This is a genomic window from Legionella israelensis, from assembly GCF_004571175.1.
GTDB lineage: Bacteria > Pseudomonadota > Gammaproteobacteria > Legionellales > Legionellaceae > Legionella_D > Legionella_D israelensis.
This window is the reverse complement of record NZ_CP038273.1, coordinates 1490014-1505496: the sequence shown is the minus strand read 5'-3', so window position 1 is coordinate 1505496 and position 15483 is coordinate 1490014. Positions and strand designations below refer to the sequence as shown.

The window sequence follows — 15483 nt, the reverse complement described above, 5'->3', positions numbered from 1 at the left end:
ATGAATGAATTAAAAAAAAGGGCCGCAAAAGCTGCTTTAGATTACGTGGAAGATGATATGATTATCGGTATTGGTACCGGCTCCACAGTCAATTATTTTATTGATGAATTAAAAAACATCAAACATCGAATTGAGGCTTGTGTAGCCAGTTCTAAAAGCACTGAACGCTTATTAAAAGAAGCCGGTATTCCTCTTATGGATTTAAATGCGGTCAATGATCTGCCTCTATATATTGATGGTGCAGATGAGGTCACCAAACATGGTGAAATGATTAAAGGCGGTGGTGGTGCCCAGACCGGCGAAAAAATCATTGCCAGCGTGGCTAAACGATTTATCTGTATTGTGGATGAGTCAAAAGTGGTCAATCATTTGGGTGAATTTCCTCTTGCTGTAGAAGTGATTCCCATGGCACGCAGTTTTGTAGCCAGGCAATTGGTCAAATTGGGTGGTGACCCTGAATATCGAGAAGGGTTTGTAACGGACAATGGCAATATCATTTTGGATGTGTTCAATTTAACCATTAATACGCCAATGGCACTGGAGGATCAAATCAATACCATTCCTGGAGTCGTCGAAAATGGCTTATTTGCCAAACGAGTGGCTGACAAAGTATTGGTTGGATCCCAAGAGGGCATAAAACAATTAAGGTGAAAGTTTGGTTGCTATCCCACATTCCTAAGACAAGCTTTATAGAAGAATAATCGGGTTAACTCAGCTTACTTTAATGGACAGTTCAAGACTGAATTCAGCGACAGGTTCAGAGCGGGAGGGGTAGTCTGTGAACGCTCGTACTTTTATCGGTTTGTTGACCCGAGTGCTTTGTTTTCGGGACTCTTCAATCATTGCTCTGACTTTTTCACCATCTTCGCTGACGAAATAAACATCGGCTTCCGGCCGTTTTAAAAACTGGGCGCTAAATGATTTAAAGACTAAAGAAATCCTGCACTGTTGTTGTTCAGCGTGATAAAAACCATGCATTCCACCTGCCAAATCAGCTCCTACGGCCAAAGCGCCAAAATACATGGAACCCAAATGATTTCGGCTTCTTCTGTTTAAAGGAAGGCAAACCACCATTTCTTTGTCATCAATTTTTATCAGACGTGGTCTTAAATAGCCTATTAACGCGACTTTAAAAAGACCGAAATACCAGAGGAAGAACTTGAACCATCTTAAGGTTTTCATGATTGAACCTTACTGACTTTAAGATGAGAAATAATTTTTTTAACACCATGCACGTTACTTGCGCGTTTAATAATAAAGGAGATTGACTCTTCCCTCTTTACATCACCAGTTAAGGTGACTGTACCATTATCGGTTGTGGCATTGATGCCGATTAAAGGAATGGATTCATCGTCCAGTATCTTTGCTTTTAAGATGGCGGCTTCCACCTTTGCTGTAATATAAGCATCAGTGAGAGCCATATTGACTTGTTTAATATCCAGTCCGTCACTGTCAATGCGTTTAACACCATGGGTGTTTTTAGCAATTTTTAATGCTTCAATGAGAGCTTTCTTACTGCTGACAAATCCTTTCAGCGTGACTGCGCCCTGTTCGGTTGAAACGGATATTTTCAAGGGATTTAACAATTTGCTCTCGGCATATTTGGTGGTGATTTTAGCGGTGATCATGGAATCGCTTAAATCCTGTTCAAAGGCTTTTAGATCAGCTGCCTTTAATTGAAAACTTATCAGACATGTCAGGATAAAAAGAGCAATTTTATATTTGATATTCATCTCTCGAGCACAGGTTGTTTGACCATAATACTATTATACACAGGTCTGAAATAATTTACTCATGTTACGCAGCTTCGTCTTTTTTACATCTTTGGACACATTTTCTAAAAAATACTATGCTGCGTCTGGATCTAAATAAATATCCGCCTCAGTTGATTGCGCCTTTCTCTGTCATTTTATTGAGATTTATTTTTGCTCATGCTGATACTTTGAATCACAAAGCGTGAGCCATCCATGGGTTTGGCTTCAAGAACAGCCACAATGAAGTTAATTTCTACGTCAAGTTCGGGAATGATAATGTCTTGAGCAATGCGCCAGTAATGAATGCCGGACACATAACCGGTTTCCAATATATTGGGTGGCGCTTGAGGAGAAGGATGTAATTCCAGTTGTTTTTCACGAACGACATCTACCTTATCTCCGAGGAAACTGCTCAATCCATCCCAGGCATTCATTGAATAGTAGTGTTGTACTTTGCGAATGTCTTCATCACTTTCTTGATAACTGATAGCTAGTGTAGAAATAAGAACATTTTCTACCCAGGCTTTCACCTCCGTATTGTCGTCTGCCATACTTAAAGGTGAAATCAGCATCAACATCAATGTAAAAGACAAAATGAAACTGGGTGCTCTCATATTGTCTAATCCTTTAAACAGAGCGTTGATATCAAGAGTATAGCAAAATTGTATATTGCCTGATTGAGGTATATAAACAAGCACGTTTTGAAGGATCGCTATATTGCGCTAAATTGGTATATAATCTACTCATTTTGAGCTATAAAAATCTTAGAGCCGTTTCATGCAGAATATCAGTATTCGTGGTGCCCGCACACACAATTTAAAAAACATCGACGTGACCATCCCCAGAAATCAATTAACTGTACTGACAGGTCTCTCCGGCTCGGGCAAATCCTCCCTTGCTTTTGATACGCTCTATGCCGAGGGGCAACGTCGTTATGTGGAGTCTCTTTCAGCCTATGCCCGCCAGTTTTTGTCCATGATGGAAAAGCCGGATGTGGATTCTATCGAAGGATTATCACCAGCCATTTCCATTGAACAGAAAGCTACCTCCCATAATCCACGTTCTACCGTTGGAACCATTACCGAAATTTATGATTATCTTCGCCTGCTGTTTGCTCGAGTTGGCGAGCCTAGATGTCCAAAACATCAAGTCAGTTTGCATGCTCAAACGGTAAGTCAAATGGTCGATCAAGTGCTCAGCTTACCTGAAGAAAGTAAAGCCATGATATTAGCGCCAGTTGTTCGTGGGCGTAAAGGGGAGTATGTGCAGTTATTACAGCAACTACAGGCGCAGGGTTATATAAGAGCACGTATTGATAATGAGGTTTATGAGCTGGATGATCCTCCCAAACTGGAATTACATAAAAAACACACCATTGAAGTGATTGTTGACCGTTTTAAAGTTCGCGCCGACATGTCACAGCGTCTGAGTGAATCTTTTGAAAATGCTCTTCATCTGGCTGATGGTCTTGCCATTATTGCGCCGATGGATAATCAGTTTTCCGAAATGACCTTTTCTTCTAAATTTGCTTGCCCTGAATGTGGTTACAGTCTCAGTGAATTGGAGCCCAGGCTTTTTTCCTTTAATAATCCTATGGGAGCCTGTCCATCCTGTGATGGGCTCGGGGTAAAGCGTTTTTTTGATCCGGAACGGGTGGTTCATGACAAAAGCTTAAGCTTGGCCGATGGTGCTATACGCGGTTGGGATAAAAAAACGGCTTATTATTATTCCCTGTTAAAATCCTTAGCTGATCATTATCATTTTGATGTCGAAACGCCCTTTTTTGATTTGCCTGAAAAAATACAACAAATCATCCTTTATGGCAGTGGACGTGAAACCATTGAATTCCATTATCAGCGCCCACGTGGTGATGATCTGATTAAACGGCATGTTTTTGAGGGGGTGATTCCCAATATGCAACGGCGGTATAAAGAATCAGAATCATCCATGGTCCATGAGGAATTGCTCAAGTACATGTCATCACAGCCTTGCCAGGCTTGTCTGGGAACAAGACTACGTGAAGAGGCGCGTCATGTTTTTATTGACAATAAAAATCTGCCTGAAATTACCGCTTATTCCATTGAAGCCGCTTATTCTTTTTTTCGGCAACTCAAATTGACGGGTTATCGTGGTGAGATTGCTGAAAAGATCAATAAGGAAATCATTGAGCGTCTGGGTTTTCTGGTGAACGTCGGTCTGGATTATTTATCCTTAAACCGCAGTGCTGAAACCTTGTCGGGCGGCGAAGCCCAAAGAATTCGTCTGGCCAGCCAGATTGGCTCAGGACTTGTAGGTGTTATGTATATCCTTGATGAACCTTCTATTGGTTTACATCAGCGAGACAATGAACGGCTTCTTAATACTTTAAAACATTTACGTGATCTGGGAAATTCGGTCATTGTGGTGGAACATGATGAGGATGCCATTCGCTCGGCGGATTATGTACTGGATATCGGTCCAGGAGCAGGAGTGCATGGCGGAGAAATCGTAGCGCAGGGTGCGCCTGAAGACATTATGGCTAATCCTGATTCTTTGACCGGCCAATATCTTTCAGGCAGACAATCTATTGAGATACCTCAAGAACGCACACCTATGAATCCTGGGCAAATGATTCAGTTAGAAGGGGTTCAATGCAATAATCTTAAAGGCATTCATGTTCGTCTTCCTTTAGGTTTATTGACGTGTATCACTGGTGTATCAGGCTCTGGTAAATCAAGCCTTATCAACGATACGCTTTATCCTATTGCCGCCAATCGACTGAACCGTGCCAACCTGTTGCCTGCAGGAACATTGTCAGAAATTAAAGGGCTTGAGCTCTGTGATAAAGTGATTGATATCGATCAAAGTCCTATTGGTCGCACCCCTCGTTCTAATCCTGCCACATACACCGGCATCTTCACTCCGGTGCGTGAATTGTTTTCGGCAACGCCTGAATCACGTGCGCGCGGCTATCAACCAGGCCGTTTCAGCTTTAATGTTCGTGGTGGTCGATGTGAGGCTTGCCAGGGAGACGGTTTAATTAAAGTTGAAATGCATTTTCTGCCAGATATTTATGTGGCTTGCGACGTGTGTAAAGGAAAGCGCTACAATCGGGAAACGCTGGAGATTCAATATAAAGGAAAAAACATTCATGAAGTCCTGGAAATGACCGTTGAAGAAGCAAGAATATTTTTTGATGCCGTTCCTATCATTGCAAGGAAATGTCAGACCCTCATCGATGTTGGTTTATCCTATATTCGGCTCGGGCAAAGCGCCACAACCTTATCCGGTGGTGAAGCTCAGCGAATTAAACTGGCACGGGAACTATCCAAACGTGGTACGGGACGCACCTTATACATTCTTGATGAACCGACCACGGGTTTGCATTTTCATGATGTGAAGCAATTACTGGCCGTTTTATTCCGTTTAAGAGACCAGGGAAACACGGTGATTGTCATTGAACATAATCTGGATGTCATTAAAACGGCAGACTGGATCATTGATCTGGGACCTGAAGGAGGTAGCAAAGGCGGGCAAATCATTGCCGAGGGAACACCTGAGGAGGTGTGTGAAATAAGCGGTTCATTTACCGGACAATTTTTAAAACCTTTTCTATCTCAACTTTAGTTGTTTTTTAGAATTACCCCCCCTTGATAGCGGGGTGTAAATAGATCTTCATATATACCGCGGTCGATGCCGCGGTAATTCGAGTTTGTATTTTTCCAAGTCATTTTTTTCCATCGCATCCCTGCTACTTGATAGCGGGGTCTAGACTGAGTTTCATATAGATACCGCGGTCGATGCCGCGGTAATTCGAGTTTATATTTTTCCAAGTCATTTTTTTCCATCGCATCCCTGCTACTTGATAGCGGGGTCTAGACTGAGCTTCAATACCGCGGTCGATGCCGCGGTAATTCGAGCTTGTATTTTTTAAAGCCATTTTTTACATCGAATCTCCGCTACCTGATAGCGGGTCTATATAGAGCTGTTTTTTTATCAGGCTTTTATGAAGAGTTAGCTTTTTTAACTTCCAGAAAAATTTTTGCTTCAATCTGAAATAAACTCATTTTTTACAATTTATATAAGGAGATTGTGCATGAAATTAGCAAAAAAGTTGTATTTAGTGCTGTTTTCGCGCTATAACATGGTTATAAAAAAGAAAAAAGGATAAGAAGATGACTACATTTTTCATTGTTATTCTGGTAATTCTGGCCATTCTCATATTTTGGGTGGTTGGCATTTATAACAAGTTGATTGGACTCATAGAAGCTATCAACAATAATAAAAGGCAAATTGATATTCAGCTTGACCGGCGATACAAAGTTTTTGAATCGCTGATTGAAACGGTTAAAAAATACATGGATTACGAAAAAACCACCTTAAAAGACGTGGTGGAGCTACGTAATCAGGCTCAAAAAGCCAAAGCAGAAGGTGATGAAAAAACACGTATTGCGGCTGAAAACGGTATTTCCCAAATTGCCTCGAACCTGAACGTGGTGTTTGAACAATACCCTGACTTAAAAGCCAGCCAAAATGCTTTGCAACTTCAAGAAGAAATTGTCAATACAGAAAATAAGCTTGCCTATGCCAAGCAAGCTTATAATGATAGTCTTGAGCGTTACTATGCTAAGAAAAAATCTTTTTTTGAATCCATGGTGGTCAGCGTGTTTTCTTCTTCTTTGGATAAAGAGTATGAATACTGGGCTTTGCCTGAAGAACAGATTCAGACTCGTGAAGACTATACCGTTAAATTTTAATTAAAATTTTAAGGCCGAGCATGGCTCTTTCTGAATACAAGACAACCACCGGCAACTGGCGTGAACAGTTGCGCAAAAACGAGCGAAAAACCCGTTGGGTGATTCTGACCTTTTTAGGTATTTATGTGGCTATAGGTCTTGTGGTGGATGTCTTTGTGTTACAGTCTTTTTACCCCACAGCCACACTTGGGCAATTAATCTATGCTTTGCTCAGCTTTCAAGCAACACCCTATGCCACGCTGATCATGCTTGCCATTGCCGCCGTTTCTTTGATGATCACTTATGCCTTATATGATCGAATCATGCTACTTGGCACAGATTCTTATGAGATTACACCCGACAGCGCACGAAATTTACAGGAAAAAAAATTATATAATGTTGTTGAAGAAATGAAAGTTGCAGCCGGCCTCAGTTACATGCCAAAGGTGTATATCATCGATGCAGATTACATGAATGCATTTGCCAGCGGTTATAGTGAAAAATCAGCCATGGTCGCTATTACCCGAGGCTTGATGGAAAAATTGGATCGCTCGGAAATGCAGGCCGTTATGGCCCATGAATTAAGTCATATTCGTCATCATGATATCAAATTAACATTGATGGTGGCGGTGTTAAGCAATATTCTTCTCATTGTGATTGACGTGTTGTTTTATGCCGCTTTATTCAAACGCAATGGAAGACGCCAGGATAACCGTCTGTTGTTGATCATTATTGTATTACGTTATGTTTTACCCATTATTACGGTGATACTTGCTCTTTTTCTCAGCCGCACGCGGGAATATATGGCAGATGCCGGCTGTGTGGAACTCATGCGTGATAATGAACCCATGGCCCGAGCCTTGCTTAAAATCAGTCAGGACCATCAGGTCCATGCCGATGAATACACAAAACAATACGGCAATACCGCTCATGAACAAGTACGCCAGGCCTCTTATCTGTATGATCCTTCTACTATCGATCCGGTTAAATCCTTAAGTTCAATGTTCTCCACCCATCCATCAACTGAGAAACGTTTAGAGGCCATAGGCTTCAGCAAAAAGGAAAAATGAATTTTTTTAATTAATGTAGGTTTTTTGATTATTATTTTAATAATTTGTTAATATTGTTTGATTAAAATACATTTAAATTAACACTTAAGAAAATTCAATTCCTATGAAAATCGTAAATACCCTGTTTATAAAAAAACAGCTTCGCCAGCTATATCAAGGTTTTTCCGCTGAGCTTAAAGAGGCTGCGAGTGAGGTTTTGCTCGAATGTGAAGTGGCAATAAGAATGGGTGATTATCAAACAGCCTGTTATCATGCCCAGACTTTGTTTAAGTTGGCGGGCAAAGACAGCAAAGAAGCTAAAACCCTATTCCATGGTTTGATGTTCGCTGAAGATGTCGTAACCCGAGACTCTTTTGTTCTTATCCATAAAGAATCACCTTATTTTGAGTCCTTAAAAAAATTAGCTGCTGATTTAAATTTTTCTATAAAAGAACACTCTTTTCCTTATGGGTACTGGACAAAAGACTATGTGGTTTCCACTGGGAATGATGTTTTGACGCCGGCTAAAAAAAGTAAGGATCACTATTTTACAGAAACTTTCATGCGGAATGCTAAACAAAATGATGGTCTTTATTATGGCAAGTTGCAGTTAACCGAACACCATCAGGCAAAAACAAGCATACCTTCTGCGCTGGCTTGGAGAGATGAAAGCCAAACCTTACTCGACACCAGTTTTGTACGAAAAACAGCACTGGAAGGAGGAAATCTTTTTTGTGCTATCAATAAGAAAGGGCAACGTTTCTACTTGGTGGGTGAAAATGTGATTTCAGAAACGATGGCATACAATGAGGTCGACCGGACAACTGCCATTGACATTACTATCAAAGAACTAGGCTGTAATCCAGAGCAATTACTGGTTATTCCTCAATGGGTTTATCATCTTGATTTGCAAATGGCTTACCTAGGTCGTGGTCAATTTATCATTCACTCTTTTACTCAAACGGATTTCAATTTTAATTTATCGGAGGATGTTCAAAGCAAAGTCGCCGCGACTTTTCAGACCTTGGCTGATTTTTTTGAAAAAGACATTATCGATAAAACCTGTCAAATACTGAGAGATAACGGATTTGAAATCAAAAAAGTTTTTGGCTGCTTATTTTATCTTGATGACTACACGGATTTAAAACAACTTAAATACGTTCCTTTTTGTAAGAGCTCAGAAGAGCATGATGGCGTTCTTGCTTTAATGATGAACGGTTTTGCGCTGGATTTGGATGATAATGGCAGGCATTTTATTGTGCCCAGATGTGATCAGGATATTTTCAAGGAACAATTTGAAATTTACTTGGCAGGCTTGGGCGTAAACGTTCAGTACGTGGACATGCTTGAATATTATGACTACGACGACGAATTTTCAGGAATGGCTGCAGGAATTATGAGCGCAAACAGCGTAACCGATGTGGTTGCTTTTATGAATGGTTCGATTCGTTGCCAAACCTCAATTGTCAGCAAAAATCTGTCACCGGTTTATCATTTAGAGCAATCAAAGCATCGATTTTTTGAAGCTGCTAAAAAATTGGATCTGATAACCACAAAGACAGAAGATCATCTTTTTCTATCAGAAATGAAATGAAATGAAATAGTCAGATCCTTTATTGTTGGTAAAATCTGCGCTAAAAAATGAGTCATTCAGCCATTGTCTTTCGTAGCAGAGAGGAATTGAAAAAAGCAAATAAATTACTCATGTTACGCGGTATAGTTTTTTAGGAGATTTGGACGCATTTTGGAATTTTAAGGCGCAGTTTACATGGAGTAAATGAGCATTTGAAATTTCAAAATGCGTCCAAAGAGACAAAAAAGACGTAGCTGCGTAACATGAGTAAATTAAATCATGCCTTTTCTATATGCAGCCATCAATTTATTCAAGCAAACCAGGTAAAAATTGGCCAAATTTTTTTCATTTTTCTTAATTTTTTCTTAAGGTTTGCTCGTTATACTGCCCTCAGAAAATGAAGGGAGTGGTTATGCATTTATTGATCGTTGAGGATAATTCATTTAATGCCAATTGCTTGCAACGTTTGTTAGAAACTGTTTCAAACGATCTGAAAATTAATCTGGTGAATAACAGCACTGAAGCAAGCTCAATGATAAAATCCAATCCACCTGACTGTATCATTTTGGATGGTGATCTGGGTGTTACGGATGGCCTCAATTGCCACGGTCCGGCCTTGGCCGAGGTGATCTGGCAGCATTATCCTCATATGCATATTATTGCATGGACCGACTCAGAGGCCATGCGTCAGGCCTTCAAAGCAGTTTATAACTTACACGGAAAGTCCTTTAATGAATATTGCTGTTGGCCAAAAATAGTGAGTCAGGAACGACTTCATAAGTCGATGGCGTATTTTAATCAGCAATTTCACTCCGTGCGAAAAAATCCTGTGGCAGAGGATGTATTTTATTTAAATACAATAGGATAAGCCAGCCGCTCTTTTTTAAAGATGCGGCGATTGGGCCGCATGAAATGAAAACTAATGCGCTTCATCCCAATTATTACCCACGCCCATGGATACCTGTAATGGCACTGACAATTTAACGGTTTCTTCCATCAATTTTCGAATTATGGGTATGCAGGAGTCTACCTTGTCTTTAACTACTTCAAAGACGAGTTCGTCATGAACCTGCATGATCATCCTGGCTGGTGGAGTTTCCTGCTCTTTCTGCCATTCAGCGACAGCCAACATCGCTTTTTTAATGATATCAGCGGCTGTTCCCTGCATGGGGGCGTTGATGGCTGTGCGTTCGGCTGCTTTTTGCCGCATCATGTTGCGTGTGTTGATTTCAGGTAAATACAGGCGTCGACCAAACAAGGTTTCAACATAGCCGCGCTGATGAGCCTTTTCTCTCGTTCTCTCCATGTAATTCAAAACGCCCGGATAACGCTTAAAATAAGTGTCTATGTATAGCTGAGCATTTTGACGCTCTATACCAAGCTGCTTGGATAAGCCGAAAGCCGACATGCCATAGATCAGGCCAAAGTTAATGGCTTTGGCATGACGGCGATGTTCGCTGTTTATTTTATCCATAGGAATCTGAAAAATTTCACTGGCTGTAGCGGAATGAATATCCAATCCTTGCGCAAAGGCTTTCAGCAAGTTCTCATCCTGTGATAGATGAGCCATAATCCGTAATTCAATTTGTGAATAATCGGCTGCCAGCAATACGTGGTCTTCTGGGGCAATGAAAGCTTTACGGATTAGACGGCCTTCTTCACTGCGAATCGGTATATTTTGCAGATTGGGCTCACTGGAAGATAAACGTCCTGTAGCTGCCACGGCCTGATTGTAAGAAGTATGCACACGTTTTGTATCTGGGTTAATGCGTTTTGGCAAAGCATCAATATAAGTAGAAACCAGTTTACTTAAACTACGATACTCCAGAATGACAGCCGGTAGGCGGTAATCAAAACTCAGTTCCTGCAGTACGGATTCGGCTGTTGAGGGCTGGCCTTTAGGGGTTTTGGATATCACCGGCAATTGCTGTTCTTCAAACAAAATCTTTTGCAGCTGTTTGGTTGAGTTAAGATTAAAAATCTTTCCGGCCAGTTCCGTGGCTTCCTCCTCCAGCTCCTTCATGCGTGCTTTTAAGCGTTCTCCATGTTTTGCCAGAGTGTTCAGATCAATAAGCACTCCAAAACGCTCGATATCCGCAAGTACTGTCAATAAGGGCATTTCAATATCATGAAACACACGACGAAGGGTTTCATCCATCATGGGGTATAATTTATGATGCAGTTGCAAGGTAATATCCGCATCTTCAGCGGCGTAAGCGGCAGCAGAGGCGACAGGAATTTCATCGAAACGCAGCTGTTTAAGCCCTTTCCCGGCTACTTCCTCATAACTGATGGTTTTATAGCCCAGATATTTTAAGGCGAGAGAATCCATGTCATGGCGGCTTGCTGCACTGTTAAGCACATAAGACTCCAGCATGGTGTCAAAGCCAATGCCTTTTAAATCAATCCCATGATTTTTAAACACGCTGTAATCGTATTTTAAGTTCTGTCCTATCTTTTGAATATCTGGATTTTCCAGGATGGGTTTTAAGCTGTTTAATGTTTCTTCCCTGTCAAGCTGCTGATCTTCATTTCTGTGCTTTAAAGGAATGTAAAAAGATTTTTTTTCTTCAGTAGCTAAGGCAATGCCGACAATTTCGGCTTGTAAGGCATCGATATTTGTTGTTTCTGTGTCAACACAAAAAGCCTTACAGGTTTGAAGTGTTTGGCATAATTGTTCCAATTGAGCAGTCGTTATGATCACTTCAAAATTTTTTTTTATTGTTGCTGAATGGTTTTCTGTTTCGACGGTTTCCTTTGCAAGTAATTCTTTAAGCCAGGTTTTAAATTCCAGTTCTTTGGTCAATTCGATAAGCTGCTCTTGATCCATTTCTTTGAGTTGTAAGTCCTTATAAGATACTGGCAAATCACAATCTGTTTTTATGGTCACTAATTTTTTTGCCAAAGGTAAATTCGGTAAACTATCTCTCAAATTTTCACCTATCTTGCCACTGATTTCATCGGCGTGCTCCATTAAATTATCCAGCGTTTGGTATTCTTCAAGCCATTTGGCAGCGGTTTTAGGTCCGCATTTTTTTACACCGGGTATATTATCCACCGGGTCGCCGACTAAGGAAAGATAATCAATGATTTGAGAAGGCGTTACCTTAAATTTCTCTTTCACAGCTTCAATGTCTAATATGGTATTGTTCATTGTATTGATGAGCGTGACGTGTTCATTGACCAGTTGTGCCATATCCTTATCACCGGTAGAAATAAGAACAGACTGGCCTTCTTCACTGGCCTGTCTGGCAAGTGTCCCGATGACATCATCAGCCTCAACCCCATCAATGATTAATAAAGGTAGTCCCATCGCTTGCAGAAGTTGTATTAAAGGCTGAAACTGGCTGCGTAATTCATCCGGCATAGGAGGACGATGCGCTTTGTATTCTGGATATATTTCATCACGAAAGGTTTTACCCTTGGCATCGAACACCACGGCCATCCGAGAGGTTTGATAATCTTTCATCAGCTTTCTGACCATATTGGCTACGCCATAGATAGCACCCGTCGGTTTTCCCTTTGAATTGGTTAATGGAGGCAAGGCATGGAAGGCACGAAAGAAATAGGAGGAGCCATCTACGAGAATCAGGGGAGACGTCGTCATTTCTCAGCCTCAAGTTTTTCCAGGCGTTCGGCTAATTTTTTAACGGTTTCCTTTAATTGGTTATAATTTTTACGCATGATAGGTATGCGTGATACGGATAATTCCTGCTCAACGGCTTTATCACGAGGTCTGGCAGGGTTCCCAAGATAAACATTGCCTTCCAGTAAATGCTTTTTGGGAGGAACGCCTGCTCGTGCGCCTAAGATGACATCATCATCAATACGGACATGATCGCTGACGCCTACATTAGCGGCAAAAATAACCCGATCACCACTGACTGAGCTACCTGCGATGCCGGTAAAAGCACATAAAATATTATGTTTGCCTAGCTTGACAGAATGAGCCACCTGGACATGATTATCTATTTTTGTCCCTGCACCAATGACGGTAGCTCCTAAAGTAGCTCGATCCACCACTGAATTTGAACCAATTTCCACATCATCCTCAATGTTTACGTGGCCAATATGAGGTACCTTTAGATGCTTGCCGTCGGTAAAGGTATAGCCGAAGCCATCCGCGCCTATCACCGTTGAGGCATGGATATGTACTCTGGAGCCGATGTTACAATCATCATAAACCGTGACATGAGGATGTAAAACAGTGTGTGAGCCCAGAATAACGTTTCGACCGATATGAACATGACTTCTTAACACGCAGTGATCACCGATGACAGAGCCAGATTCTATTACCGCATAAGGACCTATGAATACTTCTTTGCCGATTTGCGCATCCTCGGCAATAACGGCCGTTGGATGAATGCTGGCTGGAAGTTGTGGTGGTGGATTATAGTGATTAAGTAAAGTGATAAAGGCTCTAAGCGGTTGAGATACCTGAATCAGCGTTTTTTTATCGCTTTGCGTGGATGGATCGACAAGGATAGCGGCAGCTTCAGAATTCTCGGCACGTTTTAAATTATCTTTGCCATCCGCAAAGACAAGTGCGCCTTTTTCTATGTTGTCAATGGGGGAAATGGAAGAAACCATCAGGTCCTCATTACCCACCACTTCACCTTTAATCAAATCCGCTATTTCGGCCAAGGAAGCTTTCATGAAAATAAACCTTTTATTTTTACAAACAAAATAGGCAAATTATATACTGTAGACGACCCATTATGCGAGTTTTTCGCCAATATTTCATCTGACTTCTCGGCCGCGGTCTTTTTTTGATTATTCTTCGTTTAAATTGATTCCATGCTATACACTACTTATATGTAAACCGTGCCGTTTTTTAATCTGAAGAATGGGTAATAACTTTCATCCTAAAGTATTCTTCAAACGACTTGTGGTACGGTTTTTTAAGCTGGCAAAGCAATTCATCTTCGTTCGATGGGTATAAGGTTTTTTAGCGACATAAAGGTACTCGTGCCCTTATGTCGAACACTCACGCTCATTAAGCTATAAATTTACGTAAAATCAGAGCAGCATTCGCTCCACCAAAAGCAAAATGATTGGACAAGGCAATGTCGATGAGCTGTTTTCTGCTTTGATTGGCCACATAATCAAGATCACACTCCGGGTCCGGTTCTGTTAAATTGATAGTGGGTAAAAGAACATCCTCTTTCAAACATAACGCGGTAGCAATAATTTCCATTGCTCCGGCCGCTCCTATGGTGTGGCCTGTCATTGCTTTTTGAGCGGTAATGGGAATCTCATAAGCGCGTTTTCCGAATACCGACTTAATCGTTATGGTTTCAGTAAGATCATTTAATTGAGTGCCGGTTCCATGAGCACTGATATAATGAACATCGTTAATGCTGAGCCTTGCGTTTTCCAAGGCATTGTGAATCGCGCGGCTCTGGCCTTCACTGTTGGGGGCGGTGACATGGTAAGCATCACAGCTGGAGCCGTAACCGATAATTTCTGCATAGATGGTAGCGCCTCTTGCTCTTGCGTGATTTAATTCCTCAAGAATCAATATCCCCGCACCATCGGCCATGACCATCCCATCCCGATTTTTATCAAAAGGACGAGAGGCTTTTTCGGGATGTTTGTTGTTGGTAGACATGACCCTTAATTTACACCAGGCAGCCATAATGGTTTCCCAAAGCAAAGACTCGGTGCCTCCGCACACAGCTATGTCCAGCTGACCGTTGGCTATTTGCTGATAGGCAGTACCTATGGCTTCGGCGGACGATACACAGGCATTGGATAAGGTGGAATTAGGGCCATTTAAGCCAAAGGCAATCGCCACATGGTTGGCTACGGAATTAGGCATTCCACGAATAACGGTTAAGGCGGGAACTTTTTTCCAGTTTTCAGTGAAAAAACTGCGATAAGCAGACTCCAGTTCAGGCATTCCACCAAGACTGGTACCAATAAAAGTACCCGCTTTTTTTCGCTCCTTTTCTGTGAGTCCAGAATTTTCAAAAGCATGATGGGTACAATATAAGGCATATTGAGCGACTTTAGGATAACGCTTGCTTTTATTGAATTCGGGCAGATGATCCAGCGACAAATCGGTAACCTCGCCGGCGATTTGTGTTGTATAAGGAGAAGGATCATAGGCGGTAATTCGTTTTATTCCACACTGTCCTTGTTTTGCAGCCTGCCAAAAAGTTTCAATTCCTGTTCCAATAGAGGAAATGATTTCCATACTGGTGATGACAACCCGTTTCTTCATTCGCTATCCTTGTTAAGGGAATATACCTACGCAATACTAAAGGTGAGAGGAAAAGGCTGTCAAGTCGATTTCAGTAACCTCTGTCATTTCCGTTCATATTTACGGATAGCGAACAGTAAAGACGCGTTTTTTCGGCCTATTTGATTATTGTTTATTATTCTTACAT

Annotated in this window: 12 protein-coding genes; 6 read left to right on the top strand and 6 right to left on the bottom strand. The window is 41.4% G+C overall.

The window, feature by feature from the left end; all coding sequences use genetic code 11:
- Positions 1-651, top strand: coding sequence for a ribose-5-phosphate isomerase RpiA (gene rpiA, locus E4T55_RS06675; RefSeq protein ID WP_058501863.1), 651 nt, complete (start codon positions 1-3; stop codon positions 649-651).
- Between the two features lie 60 nt (positions 652-711).
- On the opposite strand, the gene E4T55_RS06670 is transcribed toward rpiA, so the two are convergent.
- From E4T55_RS06670 to E4T55_RS06660, 3 genes are all read right to left on the bottom strand, one after another.
- Positions 712-1182 (bottom strand): PaaI family thioesterase, encoded by a 471-nt coding sequence (locus tag E4T55_RS06670; protein WP_058501843.1) that lies wholly within the window; start codon positions 1180-1182, stop codon positions 712-714.
- The gene (locus E4T55_RS06665; protein WP_058501844.1) at positions 1179-1733 is read right to left on the bottom strand and encodes a BON domain-containing protein; all 555 of its coding nucleotides are present in this window, start codon (positions 1731-1733) and stop codon (positions 1179-1181) included. Before E4T55_RS06665 ends, E4T55_RS06670 begins: the two co-directional genes overlap by 4 nt.
- Positions 1734-1909: 176 nt before the next feature.
- Entirely contained in the window at positions 1910-2368 is a 459-nt protein-coding gene (locus tag E4T55_RS06660; protein ID WP_058501845.1) for a DotI/IcmL/TraM family protein, read from the bottom strand.
- A 163-nt stretch (positions 2369-2531) separates the two neighbouring features.
- Here E4T55_RS06660 and uvrA point away from each other — a divergent pair, with 163 nt between their 5' ends.
- The 5 genes from uvrA (at position 2532) to E4T55_RS06635 (ending at position 9959) form a co-directional block, all read left to right on the top strand.
- Positions 2532-5360, top strand: coding sequence for an excinuclease ABC subunit UvrA (gene uvrA / locus E4T55_RS06655; RefSeq protein WP_058501846.1), 2829 nt, complete (start codon positions 2532-2534; stop codon positions 5358-5360).
- 548 nt (positions 5361-5908) lie between these two features.
- Complete coding sequence (locus tag E4T55_RS06650) at positions 5909-6490, top strand: LemA family protein (RefSeq protein ID WP_058501848.1); 582 nt, start codon at positions 5909-5911, stop codon at positions 6488-6490.
- 20 nt (positions 6491-6510) lie between these two features.
- Entirely contained in the window at positions 6511-7539 is a 1029-nt protein-coding gene (gene htpX, locus E4T55_RS06645) for a zinc metalloprotease HtpX (RefSeq protein WP_058501849.1), read from the top strand.
- Between the two features lie 103 nt (positions 7540-7642).
- Positions 7643-9112, top strand: coding sequence for a hypothetical protein (locus E4T55_RS06640; protein WP_058501850.1), 1470 nt, complete (start codon positions 7643-7645; stop codon positions 9110-9112).
- A gap of 391 nt (positions 9113-9503) precedes the next feature.
- Entirely contained in the window at positions 9504-9959 is a 456-nt protein-coding gene (locus tag E4T55_RS06635) for a response regulator (RefSeq protein WP_058501851.1), read from the top strand.
- 51 nt (positions 9960-10010) lie between these two features.
- On the opposite strand, the gene polA is transcribed toward E4T55_RS06635, so the two are convergent.
- The 3 genes from polA to E4T55_RS06620 all read right to left on the bottom strand — a co-directional run bounded on the left by polA (position 10011) and on the right by E4T55_RS06620 (position 15317).
- Positions 10011-12698: a DNA polymerase I gene (polA, locus tag E4T55_RS06630; RefSeq protein WP_058501852.1), complete on the bottom strand. Its 2688-nt coding sequence runs from the start codon at positions 12696-12698 to the stop codon at positions 10011-10013.
- Positions 12695-13747: a UDP-3-O-(3-hydroxymyristoyl)glucosamine N-acyltransferase gene (gene lpxD, locus E4T55_RS06625; protein WP_058501853.1), complete on the bottom strand. Its 1053-nt coding sequence runs from the start codon at positions 13745-13747 to the stop codon at positions 12695-12697. The genes polA and lpxD overlap by 4 nt, the downstream gene beginning before the upstream one ends.
- Before the next feature lie 340 nt (positions 13748-14087).
- Positions 14088-15317, bottom strand: coding sequence for a beta-ketoacyl-[acyl-carrier-protein] synthase family protein (locus tag E4T55_RS06620; protein ID WP_058501854.1), 1230 nt, complete (start codon positions 15315-15317; stop codon positions 14088-14090).
- Positions 15318-15483: the final 166 nt, after the last annotated feature.